Genomic DNA, 13,584 nt, shown 5'->3' with positions numbered 1-13,584 from the left:
ATGACCGCGAACAGCTATGTCTTCTTCGGCTCGGAGCCGCAGTTCGTCCTCATCGTGGCGGGGATCCACGAGAGCGAGCAGGGCGGCATCGAGGTGGCGCACTGGATCCGGACCAAGCTGGCAGCCCGGAAGAAGCCGACCCGCTTCGGGGCGGTCGTCATCCCCGACGTCTTTCCCGAACGAGGGCTCCTCGCCCGCGCCGACGAGTGGACGCGCGGAGACACGGACAACACCTGGCGGGATATCCCGCGCCCCGGCGGTGCGAAATTTCACCCCTCCCGCCATTTCCCCCCGCCGGGAGAGCCGTTGAGCGCCCTGAAGAAAGGGCTGCTGATCGGCCGGGACGGCACCGAGTTGCGGGAAGCCAAACTGACGCTGCCCCAGTTGCCGGAAATCCGGTACGTCATCCAGTTCGTCGAGCAGTTCCAGCCGATCAGAATCGTCAGCGTCCACGGCACCCATCCGGTGACCAGGGACGATCTGCCGGGCATGAAGGCCCAGACCGGTATGAGCGACGACGACATCAAGAACTGGGACGGCGTCTCCGCCATCAAGGGGGTGAACTTCGCGGGCATCTTCGTCGACCCGAGATACAAACTCGGCAAGGACTGCCCGAAGTTCGACCTGGAGATCTGCAAGTTCGACCCCCTTCTGGACCCGGCCTTCCCGGTGCAGAGCGCGGGAAAGGACGGCAAGGGGACGGACCGGCGCTTCGATTCGGCACGCACCCAGGAAGGCAGGGCGGACGACGCTCTCGCCCTCAAGGCCGCACAGGCCATCGCCAAGCTGGACCCGACGCTCGTACGCGGCAATCACGTGGCCGAGGCCGTTCCCGTCGTCCACTACGCCAAGGCGAGCACTACGCCCGAGGCCTTCTCCCTCGGCGACTGGGGACCCGTCGAAGTCCCCTCCTCGAAGGGCCTCGGGGCACGTCCCGGCGCCCCCGTGTTCACCGTCGAGGTCGACGACAACCAGGAGAGCTGGGCCTTCCTCGACGGGGTTCAGGTGATGTCCGAGAGCGGTAAGCCCCTGCCACAGCCCCAGTCACCGGAGGAACGGGCGGCCGGCGGCCGCAGCAGGAAGTTCCTGCCGTCGCCCGGGTTCACCAAGAAGTTCAACCAGAAACGGTCCGAGCAGTTGCAGGCGTACGCCCAGGGGATCATCGACACGATCCTGGAGGTGCCCTGACAGTCGTCGTCGCCCTGGCTGGGGGGGGACCACACCGGCCTCCGCAGCCAGGGCCGCCACATCGTCATGCTTCGTCTGTCACCCGCACCCCAAAGTCTTGAGAGTCGCCGGGAAGTAGGCCCGCATGAACTTCTCGATGTCCTTGCGTGGGTCGCCGTAGCGCAGACCAGCACAGGCCGCCGGAAAGCGACGCAGGGTGAACAGGAGACGGATCCGTTGCCGGCTCGGCACCTCGCTCGGCTGACGGCTGTCAACTCACCGGCTGTCAACTCGCCTTACCTGGAGAGGAGTTGACAACGATGCGGATTAGTCACGGTAGCGGCGGGGAAGGGTTCCGCCGTTCCGGTGATTCGTTCGTGTATCGAAAGGAGGTGCTGTGATGAAGCTTCTCTTCGCCGTCCGCAACAAGGTCGCCGCTCGCAAGAGCCTGAAGGCGAGCGCCTGGTACCTCTGGTACTGAGCCCGACCCGCCCGTCCTGGCCGGACACCCTTCCGACATCGTTGTCCCACGTCCTGGCGGCCCCGCGAGGCGTGGGACAACGATGTCTTCCCACCGACAGCCCCGGAGCGCCCATGTCCCTGTCGTCCGTGCCGAGAGAGCGCGCCACCGAGTTCGCCCCGCGTCTGGCCGCCCTGCTGCGGGACCATCCCGGCCAGGACGTGTTCCGGCTGGAGCCGGACACCGTCGGGGTGGCCGGCCCCGAGGTCGCCGACCGCATTCTGGCCGCGCGTCGCGCCAGGGAAACCGAGCGGCCCACGTTCAAACCGCTGCACGGACACTCCATCTCCAGGACTGAGGCTTCGGCAGTCACCCGGACCGTCGGCGATGACGTCCGTGCGGCACTCGCCGGGCCGCTGCCCGAGGGCGTGGACCTGTCGGGTTCCTGGCCGCTGACCGGACACCTCTTCCTGCGCGACCTGATCCTCGGCGGCGATCCGTACCGGCTGCGGATGCTGATGAGCCGCAACCTCGAACTCACCCCGAAACTCACCTGGTCCGTCATCGCCGTCGGAGCCGCCCTGCCGGGCTGGCCCCGCCCCGCGCCCCACCTCACGGGCCTGGCCGCCCGCGCGGCCGAGGCGGTCGGTTACCAGAACCGCCGCTACGCGATGGGGATCTACCGGCGCGCAGCCGCCCCCGTGTGCTTCACGGTCTCCACACTGGTGGCGAACGCCCTGTGGCTCGGCCATCCCTTCGAGGACGGCATGCCGAACCGGCACATCATCCACGAGTCCCTGCGGCTGCTCCCGCCCTCCTGGAACATCCTGCGCAACGCGTCTCCCGAGTATCCGGCCATCGACGGCCGGATAGGCGAGGGCGACGACGTTCTGGTGCTGCCCCTGCTCTTCCACCGGGATCCCGCCCTCTGGGACGCCCCGGAACGCTTCCGCCCGGAACGCTGGAACGACCTCGATCCGGACACCGCCCCCGGCTATCTGCCCTTCGGCCACTCCTCCGAGCGCTGCTGGGGGCGACACATGGTGATGCCGCTGGCCGAGTTGCTGCTCGACCTGGTCCGTAAGTCCGGCCTGGAGGTGGACCGGGACCAGCGCGTCGGCAAGGTGCCGCTGCTCGGCTTGCTCGGCGTCGAGGACGTACGGCTGACAAAGCGCGCCTGACGCCCCGGGGAAGCCGAACAACACCTCAGAAACAACACCCCAGGAACAGCGAAAAGGCCCGTACGACCGAAGTCGTACGGGCCCCTTCGAGACCTACCAGTCAGAGACCGGTCGGATCAGCCAAGACTACTTGTTGATCTTGATGACCTGGCCGGCGCCCACCGTGCGGCCACCCTCACGGATGGCGAACTTCAGGCCCTCTTCCATGGCGACGGGCTGGATGAGCGTAACCGTCATCTCGGTGTTGTCGCCCGGCATGACCATCTCGGTGCCCTCGGGGAGGGTCACGACGCCGGTCACGTCCGTGGTGCGGAAGTAGAACTGGGGACGGTAGTTGTTGAAGAACGGCGTGTGACGGCCACCCTCGTCCTTGGACAGGATGTACGCCTGGGCCTCGAACTCCGTGTGCGGGGTGACCGAGCCGGGCTTGATGATGACCTGGCCGCGCTCGACGTCCTCGCGCTTGATGCCACGGAGGAGGAGGCCGACGTTCTCGCCCGCCTGGCCCTCGTCGAGCAGCTTGCGGAACATCTCGATGCCGGTGACCGTGGTGGTGGTCTTCTCCTGCTTGATGCCGATGATGTCAACGGTCTCGTTGACCTTCAGGACACCACGCTCGATACGGCCGGTGACGACCGTACCGCGACCGGTGATCGTGAAGACGTCCTCGACGGGCATGAGGAACGGCTTGTCGGTGTCACGCGGCGGGGTCGGGATCGCCTCGTCGACGGCGGCCATCAGGTCGAGGACCGTCTGGCCCCACTCCTTGTCGCCCTCGAGAGCCTTGAGCGCCGAGACCTTGACGACCGGAAGGTCGTCGCCCGGGAACTCGTACTCGGAGAGGAGCTCACGGACCTCGAGCTCGACGAGCTCCAGGATCTCCTCGTCGTCCACCATGTCGGCCTTGTTCAGGGCGACAACGATGTACGGAACGCCGACCTGGCGGGCCAGGAGCACGTGCTCCTTGGTCTGCGGCATCGGGCCGTCGGTGGCCGCGACCACGAGGATGGCGCCGTCCATCTGCGCCGCACCCGTGATCATGTTCTTGATGTAGTCCGCGTGACCGGGGCAGTCGACGTGGGCGTAGTGACGCGTCTCGGTCTGGTACTCGACGTGCGCGATCGAGATCGTGATACCGCGCTGGCGCTCCTCAGGAGCCTTGTCGATCTGGTCGAAGGCCGAGGCCTCGTTCAGGTCCGGGTACGCGTCGTGCAGCACCTTGGTAATGGCGGCCGTGAGGGTCGTCTTACCGTGGTCGATGTGACCGATGGTGCCGATGTTGACGTGCGGCTTAGTCCGCTCGAACTTTGCCTTCGCCACTGGGGTCCTCCTGCGGAGTGGTTCTGGTACGCCTTACTCATCGGCGCCAGGTGATCTTTGCTGGGATGCCGCCCGCCGGGCTCTGCCCTCCCGGGTGAGCCCCGGCGGTCGGTGTCAAGCCTAAAGCGTGCAAACGGTGTGTGTTACTCGCCCTTGGCCTTCGCGATGATCTCCTCGGCGACGTTCCGGGGAACCTCGGCGTAGGAGTCGAACTGCATCGAGTAGCTTGCGCGACCCGAGGTCTTGCTGCGGAGGTCGCCGACGTAGCCGAACATCTCCGAGAGGGGCACGAGGCCCTTCACGACGCGAGCACCGGCACGCTCCTCCATGGCCTGGATCTGACCACGGCGGGAGTTGATGTCGCCGATGACCTCACCCATGTAGTCCTCGGGCGTGGTGACCTCGACGGCCATCATCGGTTCGAGAAGCACGGGGGACGCCTTGCGCGCGGCCTCCTTGAAGGCCTGCGATCCGGCGATCTTGAACGCGAGCTCGGAGGAGTCGACCTCGTGGTAGGCACCGTCGAGAAGCGTGACGCGGACGCCCGTCATCTCGTAGCCGGCCAGGATGCCGAACTGCATGGCCTCCTGCGCACCGGCGTCCACCGACGGGATGTACTCCCGCGGGATACGGCCACCGGTGACCTTGTTCACGAACTCGTACGCCGGGCCGTCCGACTCGGTGATCGGCTCGATCGCGATCTGCACCTTGGCGAACTGACCGGTACCACCGGTCTGCTTCTTGTGGGTGTAGTCCACGCGCTCGACGGCCTTACGGATCGTCTCACGGTACGCGACCTGCGGCTTGCCGACGTTGGCCTCGACCTTGAACTCGCGCTTCATACGGTCGACCAGCACCTCGAGGTGCAGCTCGCCCATACCGCCGAGGATGGTCTGGCCCGTCTCCTCGTCCGAGTGAACGTGGAAGGAGGGGTCCTCCTCCGCGAGACGCTGGATGGCTACACCCAGCTTCTCCTGGTCACCCTTGGACTTGGGCTCGATCGCGACCTGGATGACCGGCGCCGGGAAGTCCATGGACTCCAGGATCACCGGGTTCTTGTCGTCGCACAGCGTCTCACCTGTGGTGGTCTGCTTCAGGCCCATGACGGCGACGATGTCGCCGGCGCCCACCGCCTCGATCTCCTCACGCTTGTTCGCGTGCATGCGGTAGATCTTGCCGATGCGCTCCTTCTTGCCCTTGACGGAGTTCAGCACCGCGGTGCCAGTCTCCAGGCGGCCCGAGTAGACCCGGACGAAGGTGAGCTTGCCCAGGTGCGGGTCGCTCATGATCTTGAACGCGAGCGCGGACAGCGGCTCGTCCACGGACGGCTTGCGCTTGACGACGACCTCGGGGTCCTTGACGTCGTGGCCTTCGATGGCCTCGACGTCGAGGGGGGTCGGCAGGTAGCGCACGACCGCGTCGAGCAGGGGCTGGACGCCCTTGTTCTTGAACGCGGTGCCACAGAACACCGGGGTGACGGTGATGCCGTTGGACTTGCCGGACGCGATGGTGACGCGACGGATCGCGGCGTACAGCTGCTCCTCGGTGGGCTCGATGCCCTCCAGGAACAGCTCCATGATCTCGTCGTCGTTCTCGGCGACGGCCTCGACCAGCTTGCCGCGGTACTCCTCGGCGGCCTCGGCGTGCGTGGCCGGGATGTCGACGACGTCGTACATCTCGCCCTTGGCGGCCTCGGCGGACCACACGAGCGCCTTCATGCGGACCAGGTCCACAACGCCCTTGAAGTCCATCTCGGCACCGATCGGAAGCTGCATGATCAGCGGGACCGCGCCGAGGCGGTCCTGGATCATGTCGACGCAGCGGTGGAACTCCGCGCCGGTCCGGTCGAGCTTGTTGACGAAGCAGATGCGCGGCACGCCGTAACGGTCGGCCTGACGCCACACCGTCTCGGACTGCGGCTCGACACCGGCGACACCGTCGAACACGGTGACGGCGCCGTCGAGGACGCGGAGCGAACGCTCCACCTCGACGGTGAAGTCGACGTGCCCGGGGGTGTCGATGATGTTGATCGTGTAGTCGTCGTCCTCAAGCGGCCAGTGACAGGTGGTAGCAGCAGAGGTGATCGTGATGCCACGCTCCTGCTCCTGCTCCATCCAGTCCATGGTGGCGGCGCCGTCGTGGACTTCACCGATCTTGTAGCTGACGCCGGTGTAGAAGAGGATCCGCTCAGTGGTGGTCGTCTTGCCCGCGTCGATGTGAGCCATGATCCCGATGTTGCGGACCCTGGCCAGGTCAAGTGAAGTGGTAGCCATAAGGCTTCGGTCTTCTCTCGGTCTCGTCGTGGGTAGCGACTACCAGCGGTAGTGCGCGAAGGCCTTGTTGGACTCGGCCATCTTGTGGGTGTCCTCGCGCTTCTTGACGGCCGCACCGAGGCCGTTCGAAGCGTCCAGAAGCTCGTTGAGCAGACGCTCGGTCATGGTCTTCTCGCGACGGGCGCGGGAGTAACCGACCAGCCAGCGCAGCGCGAGCGTGTTGGCGCGACCGGGCTTGACCTCGATCGGAACCTGGTACGTCGCACCACCGACACGGCGGGACTTGACCTCAAGCGTGGGCTTGATGTTCTCCAGCGCGCGCTTCAGCGTGATGACCGGGTCGTTGCTGGTCTTCTCGCGCAGGCCCTCCATGGCGCCGTACACGATGCGCTCGGCGGTGGAGCGCTTGCCGTTCAGCAGCACCTTGTTGATCAGGGAGGTGACAAGAGGAGAACCGTAGACCGGGTCGATGATGACCGGGCGCTTCGGGGCGGGGCCCTTACGAGGCATTTTCTACTTCTCCTTCTTGGCGCCGTAGCGGCTGCGGGCCTGCTTGCGGTTCTTGACACCCTGGGTGTCAAGCGAACCGCGGATGATCTTGTAGCGAACACCGGGCAGGTCCTTCACACGACCGCCACGCACGAGCACGATGGAGTGCTCCTGCAGGTTGTGTCCCTCACCCGGAATGTAAGCGGTGACCTCGATCCCGCTGGTCAGACGCACACGCGCGACCTTACGCAGGGCCGAGTTCGGCTTCTTCGGGGTGGTCGTGAACACACGCGTGCAGACGCCGCGACGCTGGGGCGAACCCTCGAGTGCGGGCGTCTTGTTCTTCTCGACCTTGTCCTGCCGGCCCTTCCGGACCAGCTGCTGGATCGTAGGCACTACTTCTCCGGTTTCTGTGTGCCGATGGTGAAGCTAACCTGGAACGTCGCCGACCCACGCGGTCGGGTGTGTCGGATCGCGCAGACTTTCGCCGGTGAGCAAAAGGGGCGCAGATCGCGGTGGCCGGTGTCGGCTCCCTTAGTGCGGTTCAAGGCACGCACGGGAGCCAGGGCACACCCCAGGCACAAGGTCTGAGCGTACCTACCTCATTCGCTGCGGTCAAAACAAATGGGTGGCACCCACGGCTCGGCACGGAACATGCCGAAGCCGCACCCCCTCAGCGATCTTCGAATCTACGGCCCGGAGCCCTCAGCCGGAGGACGCGGAGGCCGCTATCAGGCCCAGCAGGATCAGCAGCGCCCAGGCCGCGATGGAGAGCCAGCCGAAGACCAGTCCGGTCAGCGCCATCCCGTCGCCGACCTCGTCGGTCCGCCGTATCTCCGAGCGGGCGGTGTGACCGAGGACCACCGCGGGGATGCCGGTGAGTCCGAGCGTCGGCACGGTCAGCAGGCCGCAGACCAGCGCGCCGACCGCCTTGCCGTTGGTGGCCGGCATCGGGTGCGGCAGGAACGTCGGCGGCACCGGCCGGAAGCCCGTCGGCCCCTGGAGGACCGGGGTCGCCTGCGGGCCCTGGGGCAGATCGGCGACCAGCAGCATCAACTCGCCCACCGTGCGGGCGTCGTAGGCCCGGGCGACCCGCTTCTCCAGCTCGTCCGCCCGCAGCCGGCCCTCGGCGAAGCCCGCCCGGAGCACGTCCACGGCCCGCTCCCGGTCGGCGGTCGCGGCCAGCATCGAGGCCCCGCCCTGTCCCGGCGACGGCTGGTGCGGCCACTGCCCCTGCCACGGTGTCGGGTACGACACGGAACACCTCCCCCGGCGCCGGAGACCGAATGCCTCCATGATGCTCCAACGCACCGAAAACGGCACGGGTTCCCCGCGGACACCGACGATACGGAAAGAGGCCGGCCACCCCGCTCCCGTATATAAGGGGAGCGGTGTGGCCGGTGTCAGCGGGTGCGGCGGGCGGTGCGTTCCGCGGCGAACACGTCCTCCAGGCGGAACAACTGGGCGCGGCCCGCCCGGCCGGCCGCCCGGAGCCGGCCGACCTGGACCCACTTGCGGATGGTGGCGGGCGCGACCCCGGCCTCCCGCGCGGCGAGCGGTCCGGGGATCAGGGTCGGCGGTCCGGTCCTCGTCGGTGTCGTCATCGGCTCCACTCCCCCTCGTCCCAGGTGTGCCGGTAGGCCGGGTCGTCGTGGCAGCCGCAGTCGGGCGCCGAGCAACGGCAGGCCGGGTTCACACACAGCACCGCGCCCCGGTCCGGGAAGGCCCGCAGCGACACCGAGTCGCACCAGGGGCAACGGCCCGACACCCGTACGACGGTCTCGGTGTCCCCCAGCGCGCGGGCGCACCGCCGCGCCATCCGCCGCGTCTCGTCCCGTACGTGCGCCGCGAGTACGGCGTCGCCGGCGACCTCGTCGAGCAGCCCCGCGATCCGCCGCAACCGCTCGGTCACGGACGCCCGCCGCACCCGCGGCAGCCCGAGCCGCTCCCGCACGGCCTCTTCCAGTTCTACGACGCCGTCCGTGATGTCCCGGATCGTGTCGGAGATGTGCAGGCGCAGCGGGGCCGCGCCGTGGCCGGGGGCGACGAGTCCGTGCCGCTGCTCCAGGAGGAGGGCCTCGGCGCGCTCCTCGCGGAGCCGGTCGGCGAGGTCGGGCGGGGGCGGCGGGGCGGGGGCGCGGTGGGCCGGCGCGGTGCGGCCGGGGGCGAGTTCGACGGACAGTTCGGGGAACTGCTGGAGCAGCGTGCCGATCCAGAGGGCGGCGTGCGCGGTCGGGTCCGTCGCGGCGGACGCCGGACTCGGGTCAGGCAAGGGAGCCTCCCCGCGCGGCGGGCGGCACGGGCAGCGCCGTCAGGGCGGCCGGGAGGAGGTGCGCGGGGAGCTCGACCGGGCGGCCGGAGCGGTAGAGGCGGCCGCCGCAGACGCCGTCGAACCAGTTGTCGGCCGGGGCGACGATCCGCTCGCAGTCCCGCCGTACCGTGCAGCGGGCGCAGGCGCGCAGGACCGGGGCGGCCTCCTTGGCCTTCTTGGAGAAGACGGCCTTGGGCGGGAGCCCGGCGCAGGCGGCGGCGGTCTGCCAGCCCGCGGGTGTGGCGTGGGGGCGGGGTGGTGAGCACGAGTCGGTGGACATGGGGCCTCCCTGTCGGTCGGGTGGGGCACGAGCGTCTGGCACGTGCCACCCGGGCCGTCCAGGTTTACAGATTGCGCGCGCGCTCGCAACGTAAACTTTCGTCACTCGCCCCACAGGAGCGACGACCACGCGTCACGAAACCGGTGATCACGCCCCCATCTCCACCGAACCTCCCCCGAATTGGGCCGGTTTTTCTCAGTGCTTGCACGCGAGCACGTAATTCTGTGCGCGCAAGCAAGCTAAACTCGCTGCCATCCAAAGGAAGCGAGCACACAGATGACCAGCCAGGATCTGGACGCGTTCGCCGCGTGGGTCGAGGACCTGATGCGCGACCGCGGCTACGACATCGACAGCCCGCGCGGCGGCGGCAAGTCCCGGATTGCGGACGAGGCGGGTGTCCACCGGGCCGCCGTCACCCGCCTGCTCCAGCGCCAGAGCATGCCGGACCTCGAGACCACCCGCAGGCTCGCCCGGGTGCTGGGGGTGCCGGTCCGCGACATGCTCATCCGCTCCGGCCGGCTGACCGCGGAGGAACTCGCCGACCCCCACGACTACTTGGCCTCCCCCGCGCCCGGCGCCGAGTTCGCCCGCCGCCCCACGCTGGAGGAGGTCGCGGATCTGCTGGGGGTGCCGGCCGACCGGCGGGAGATGTTCGTCCGCGTGGTCGAGCAGTTCCTGCCGAACGACGTGCCGGCGGCGCCGGACATGGAACACGAGGACGCACGACTGCTGGTCACCGACTGATCGGCCGGCCGGTCACCGGTCGACGAGCGGCCGTCGGCGATCACAGGTCGGCCGTCGGCGATCACCGGTTCGCGGTACGGGGGAACTGGTCCCTCCCTCCCCGCCCTCAGACTTCTCCCCCCACCCTCACCCCCGCCTCCACCCCCCACCCCATTCCGCGCCCCCTCTGTTTCCACTCCCCCTCGGTTTTTAGTTGCGTGCGCGCACGCTCGTCTGTCACAGTTGGTGCAGCGGCGGAGCTGCGCCCGCAGGTCGGCCGCTCAGCGCCTCGTCGCGTCCCGCACGCTCTCCCGAAGCTGCCCCGAGGTGACCCGGCATGACCACACCCACTCCACCGAGCGCCTTCCCCGACGTCGAGGCGATGATCGTCGACATCCTGGAGGACGACTCCCGGCTCTCCGGCGCGATCGTCGCCGTACAGGCGCCGTCGGACTTCGACGGCACGGCCGCCGCCGTGTTCGTCAACCGGCGCGGCGGCGCCTGGGTCGGCGAGCGCCACGTCGACCAGCCGCTGATCGAGCTGGAGGTGTACGGCCCGACCAAGCAGGCCGCGCACGTCCTGGCCAACGACGCCCGTCAGGCCCTCCTGGCGATGGCGAACCACAAGTACGGCACGAACCTCGTCACCGAGGTCGAGGAGCAGGACGGCCCGCGCTGGCTGCCCGACTACCTGTACTCCGCGGCCAACCGCTACGTCACGGTGATGAAGGTGTACGTGGACGTCTACTGACCCGCACGGCGCTCCACGCCCCACAGACCGAAGGCCCCGCCTCCCCCCGGCGGGGCCTTCTTCGTACCCGGAGCTCCCGAGTACGACAACTCCCCATGAGAACAAGGAGATTCACCCATGGCAGGAACCAACTCCTCCGAGATCCGCATCGCCGGCGTAGGCCGCCTCTACGTCGCCCCGGCCGACACCGACGTCCCGTCGACGTTCTCCTCCGACACCGCCACCGACTGGGCGACCTGGAAGAACCTCGGGTTCACCTCCGGTGACGGTGTCACCTTCAGCAAGAAGGACAAGCTGGAGCCGATCGACGTGTGGCAGGCCGTCAGCCCGGTGCACTTCGTGTACTCGGACCGCGACCTGACCCTGAAGTTCTCCCTGATGCAGTTCAACGAGGACACGCTGCCGTTCTTCATGGGCGGCGGCGGGGTCAGCGCGGTGACCGGCGCGACGGGCGTCTACCAGTACGACATCGCCGACCGGCCGTTCGCCGATGTGCGCGCTCTCGGGCTGGAGTTCACGGACGTCCGGGCCAGCGACGGCTCGACGGTGACCTACCGCTTCGGCATCCCGCGCGGCCAGGTCACGGCGGCCGACGACATCAAGCTGGCCCGCAAGTCCGCGGCCCAGCTCGGCATCACCTTCACCGCGATGTCCGCCGCCGACGGTTCGGCGCTGGCCAGCTTCGTGATGAAGGACGCCGCGTACGCCGCGTCCTGACCCACCGGGGTGGGACAGGCAAGCCCGTCTGTCCCACCCCGGGCCCCAACTCCCCTTACTACTGAGGCCTGTTAGGCCCGTTAAGGAGCACTCATCCCCATGGCCCGTTTCGACGTCAACGCAGCCCGCGCCCAGCGGCTCGAAGCCCTCGGCCGCACCTGGTCGTTCGAACTCGACACCGAGAGCTACACCCTTCCCACCGAGCTGACCCGCGCCACCGCCAAGGCGCTGCGCAAGCTCGACGACAACGACGTGGACGGGCTGCTCCGACTCCTCCTGGGCGAGAAGCAGTTCGCCCGCTTCGAGCAGCACGAGGTGACGATGCAGGACATCGCCGCCATTCTGGAGGCCTACGGCAAGGAGACCGGGCTCGGCCTGGGGGAAGGCTGAGCCTCGTCGGGTTCGTCGACGAACACGCCGAGGCCCTCGAAGCGGATCTGCTCCGCTATTACGGCATCGATCTGCTCGACTGGCACCGTGACCGGCTCTCCGCGCGCCGACTCACCGTGCTCATACGGCAGTTGCCGCACGACAGCGCCCTCAACCGGGAGCTGCACGGCGAGGCGGCCGACTGGTCGGTGACCGACCATCTGCTGGCCGCCGCCGTGGACCATCTCGCCGCCGCGAACTGGATGTTCGCCTCCGTCAACTCCGAGGAGGGCGACCAGCCGGACCCACCGGCACCGGTACCGCGCCCTTCGTACGAGCAGCCGGAGACCGGGGACGAGGAGACACCGGGTGGGGACACCGAGGAGACGGCGGCCGCGGACACGGCACCGTCGACGGTCCAACTGGCCCGGTTCTTCGGCTGATTGTCAGTCAGCCGGCTCAGTCTCCCCGTCCCGGCGCCCGCCGGAGGCCCGGCCCTCCAACTCATCAGCGAGGGCACGGGCCTTGGCGGAAAGCCGGGGGCGTCCCTCGCTCCGGATGGTGCCGGGCTGGGCCGGCGAGGATTCGGACGACTCCGCTCTACGTCCCTTGTCGCGCCCGGTTCCGGCGGTCAGCGGGGGCACGCTGGGCCGCCCGTTGCGCCGCACGACCGAACGCCGTTCGGCGGGTGCGAGGCGCTTCTCCCGCACATCGCGGGCGGTGACAAGGATGTCGGGGTCGGTATCGGCATCGGCATCGGCATCGGCATCGGCATCGGCATCGGCATCGAGGGCGATATCGGGTTCCACCTGGCCCCGAGGACCGTCCGCCACGCCCCGCTCCTGTTCCCCGCGCTCTTCTACTCGCGTCAACTCGGGCGGAGGGCTCAGCAGTTGGACGTACGGCAACTGGATGACGTCACCGCCGACGTGATCGCGATCCCGCACCCGGCGCGGCCGGCGCCCGGTGCGAGCGTCCTCCTGCCCCTGGATGTAGGCGGCGGTGATCCGCTGCTCGTACGCCCGCCGCACGGCCGGGAGTTGCTCCTCGACGACGTCGGCCCAGCCCGCGCTGTAGGCGGCCAGTTCACGCCGGTCGAGTTCGGCGCGGGGCAGGATCACCAGGTCGTCGGGGGCATGGCCGAGCCGTAGCACGAGTTCGGAGAGTCGGGCGATGAGATGAGGAAGATCGGGGGCCTGTTCGAGCCAGTCGGTCACATGCGTCTGCCGCGCGTTGCTCGCGTTCCCATCCACCCCGTAGGCCTTGCTCTCGTCCCTGCCCCACCGCGCCCCCCGCGCGAGGACGGCCGCCCTGTCGGCCACCCACCGTCGTAGACAGGCCCTCAAATGCCTCACCGGGCCTGGTAATTCACCTTTCATTCACCGACGGGAGAACGGCCGGATCCTACTTCACCAACCTGGCACAACTGCCACCGCACCCCACATCACCGCAGGTCCGGACCGCTGAGCGGGCGACGGTCTTCGGCAAACACGGAACGGCACCCCAGGATTACTCGTACACTAGTTCGAACAGACGCTTCGGA

The 13,584-nt window shown here is 68.5% G+C and carries 17 protein-coding genes; 8 read left to right on the top strand and 9 right to left on the bottom strand.

Going from position 1 to position 13,584, the window contains the following annotated elements; all coding sequences use genetic code 11:
- From OG223_RS31555 to OG223_RS31550, 3 genes are all read left to right on the top strand, one after another.
- Positions 1-1,188 (top strand): hypothetical protein, encoded by a 1,188-nt coding sequence (locus OG223_RS31555; protein WP_329255906.1) that lies wholly within the window; start codon positions 1-3, stop codon positions 1,186-1,188.
- Positions 1,189-1,567: 379 nt separating this feature from the next.
- Positions 1,568-1,648, top strand: a complete 81-nt coding sequence (locus OG223_RS54000) for a tryptorubin family RiPP precursor (RefSeq protein WP_362982842.1) — start codon at positions 1,568-1,570, stop codon at positions 1,646-1,648.
- 113 nt (positions 1,649-1,761) lie between these two features.
- Entirely contained in the window at positions 1,762-2,808 is a 1,047-nt protein-coding gene (locus OG223_RS31550; RefSeq protein WP_329255904.1) for a cytochrome P450, read from the top strand.
- A 126-nt stretch (positions 2,809-2,934) separates the two neighbouring features.
- Here OG223_RS31550 and tuf read toward each other — a convergent pair whose 3' ends face one another.
- From tuf to OG223_RS31510, 8 genes are all read right to left on the bottom strand, one after another.
- The gene (gene tuf, locus OG223_RS31545) at positions 2,935-4,128 is read right to left on the bottom strand and encodes an elongation factor Tu (protein ID WP_329255902.1); all 1,194 of its coding nucleotides are present in this window, start codon (positions 4,126-4,128) and stop codon (positions 2,935-2,937) included.
- 143 nt (positions 4,129-4,271) lie between these two features.
- Positions 4,272-6,401: an elongation factor G gene (gene fusA, locus OG223_RS31540; protein WP_329255900.1), complete on the bottom strand. Its 2,130-nt coding sequence runs from the start codon at positions 6,399-6,401 to the stop codon at positions 4,272-4,274.
- 39 nt (positions 6,402-6,440) lie between these two features.
- A complete protein-coding gene (rpsG, locus tag OG223_RS31535) occupies positions 6,441-6,911 on the bottom strand; it encodes a 30S ribosomal protein S7 (protein ID WP_005481264.1) in 471 nt (156 codons plus the stop codon).
- Positions 6,912-6,914: 3 nt separating this feature from the next.
- A complete protein-coding gene (gene rpsL / locus OG223_RS31530; RefSeq protein ID WP_003948652.1) occupies positions 6,915-7,286 on the bottom strand; it encodes a 30S ribosomal protein S12 in 372 nt (123 codons plus the stop codon).
- Between the two features lie 309 nt (positions 7,287-7,595).
- Complete coding sequence (locus OG223_RS31525; RefSeq protein WP_329255897.1) at positions 7,596-8,147, bottom strand: DUF1707 and DUF4190 domain-containing protein; 552 nt, start codon at positions 8,145-8,147, stop codon at positions 7,596-7,598.
- Between the two features lie 146 nt (positions 8,148-8,293).
- A complete protein-coding gene (locus OG223_RS31520; RefSeq protein ID WP_329255895.1) occupies positions 8,294-8,494 on the bottom strand; it encodes a hypothetical protein in 201 nt (66 codons plus the stop codon).
- Positions 8,491-9,162, bottom strand: coding sequence for a hypothetical protein (locus tag OG223_RS31515; protein WP_329255893.1), 672 nt, complete (start codon positions 9,160-9,162; stop codon positions 8,491-8,493). The genes OG223_RS31520 and OG223_RS31515 overlap by 4 nt, the downstream gene beginning before the upstream one ends.
- The gene (locus tag OG223_RS31510) at positions 9,155-9,481 is read right to left on the bottom strand and encodes a WhiB family transcriptional regulator (RefSeq protein WP_329255891.1); all 327 of its coding nucleotides are present in this window, start codon (positions 9,479-9,481) and stop codon (positions 9,155-9,157) included. The genes OG223_RS31515 and OG223_RS31510 overlap by 8 nt, the downstream gene beginning before the upstream one ends.
- Before the next feature lie 276 nt (positions 9,482-9,757).
- On the opposite strand from OG223_RS31510, the gene OG223_RS31505 reads away from it, so the two are divergent.
- The 5 genes from OG223_RS31505 to OG223_RS31485 all read left to right on the top strand — a co-directional run bounded on the left by OG223_RS31505 (position 9,758) and on the right by OG223_RS31485 (position 12,484).
- A complete protein-coding gene (locus OG223_RS31505) occupies positions 9,758-10,225 on the top strand; it encodes a helix-turn-helix domain-containing protein (RefSeq protein WP_329255889.1) in 468 nt (155 codons plus the stop codon).
- A 316-nt stretch (positions 10,226-10,541) separates the two neighbouring features.
- Positions 10,542-10,955 carry a hypothetical protein gene (locus tag OG223_RS31500; protein WP_200691636.1) on the top strand — a complete coding sequence of 138 codons (414 nt, stop codon included), beginning with the start codon at positions 10,542-10,544 and terminating at the stop codon, positions 10,953-10,955.
- Between the two features lie 117 nt (positions 10,956-11,072).
- The gene (locus OG223_RS31495) at positions 11,073-11,672 is read left to right on the top strand and encodes a phage tail tube protein (RefSeq protein ID WP_329255886.1); all 600 of its coding nucleotides are present in this window, start codon (positions 11,073-11,075) and stop codon (positions 11,670-11,672) included.
- Between the two features lie 99 nt (positions 11,673-11,771).
- Complete coding sequence (locus OG223_RS31490; protein WP_329255884.1) at positions 11,772-12,062, top strand: hypothetical protein; 291 nt, start codon at positions 11,772-11,774, stop codon at positions 12,060-12,062.
- A 65-nt stretch (positions 12,063-12,127) separates the two neighbouring features.
- On the top strand, positions 12,128-12,484 hold the full coding sequence (locus OG223_RS31485; protein WP_329265571.1) for a hypothetical protein: 357 nt from the start codon (positions 12,128-12,130) through the stop codon (positions 12,482-12,484).
- A gap of 3 nt (positions 12,485-12,487) precedes the next feature.
- Here the strand turns inward: OG223_RS31485 and OG223_RS31480 are convergent, their stop codons facing one another.
- A complete protein-coding gene (locus tag OG223_RS31480; protein WP_329255882.1) occupies positions 12,488-13,363 on the bottom strand; it encodes a hypothetical protein in 876 nt (291 codons plus the stop codon).
- Positions 13,364-13,584 lie beyond the last annotated feature (221 nt).

Source organism: Streptomyces sp. NBC_01478, from assembly GCF_036227225.1.
Lineage (GTDB): Bacteria > Actinomycetota > Actinomycetes > Streptomycetales > Streptomycetaceae > Streptomyces.
The sequence above is the reverse complement of the archived record's forward strand: the minus strand, read 5'-3'. Positions and strand labels throughout refer to the sequence as shown.